This is a genomic window from Chitinimonas sp. BJB300, from assembly GCF_002735695.1.
GTDB lineage: Bacteria > Pseudomonadota > Gammaproteobacteria > Burkholderiales > Chitinimonadaceae > Chitinimonas.
Genome location: NZ_PDZH01000332.1, coordinates 1 through 853, shown reverse-complemented (window position 1 = coordinate 853; position 853 = coordinate 1). Strand labels below are relative to the sequence as shown.

Below are 853 nucleotides of genomic sequence, written 5' to 3'. Positions count from 1 at the left end.
AATCTGATTGTCCGTAATCGGTCTTCCGGGCATAGTCATCTCTATTACGCGATTCCACCCGTCTGTACGACGGAGGCTGCGCAGCCTAAGCCTATTCAGTATATGAAGGCAGTCTATGAAGCCTTCGCAGCAAGGCTAGAGGCCGATACTAGCTTTCATAGTGGCCCGGTGGCTAAAACACCTGGTCACCCATGGTGGTTGACGCATGAGATCCATAACCATGTCTATGAACTGGGTGAACTAGCTGATTATGTAGACTTGGCATCCAGTAATCCGTGGGGAAAAGGACCAAATCTCGATGCGGTAAGCCATTCTCGGCATTGCATCCTGTTCGAACAACTGCGCTTTTACGCGTATTCCATCGTGAATCGTGAGCGGGAGGCAGGCTCCTTCAATACATTCACCCGATTGTTGGAAGCGTATGCGCACAATAAGAACAGTTTCCGAAACCAGGGATTTAGCGCCAATCTTCCATATTCTTCCCTGAAAGCCACCGTCAAGTCGGTGGCACGTTGGACCTGGGACCGCTACACGGGGTGTGGCAGGTGCCATCGTGGGGTGATGCAGCTCAATCCTGCCTTGCCGCTGCATATCCGTCAGAAGCAATCTGCTGAACGAACCCACGCTGTTCGCCATAAGGACACGGAATCCAAAATCCGGTTTGCTTGTCACCGGCTCTTACAGCTTGGAGAAAAGCTGACCCAACTGGCCATAGGCCGCCTGGCGGGCTTCACCCGGCAGACCATTGCTGCCTATAAGCACGTTATCCAGGAAGTGCTTAATCCCGCACAGGTACCTCATTTGGCCAGCCAGGGAGTAGGATCAATCCATGAAACAAATGTTAAATATGGTA

1 protein-coding gene is annotated in these 853 nt (G+C 51.8%); it reads left to right on the top strand.

Annotated features, from left to right (window positions below):
• Positions 1 to 853 (top strand): replication initiation protein (locus CSQ89_RS21700; RefSeq protein WP_199065805.1); only part of this gene is annotated, 853 nt, incomplete at both ends.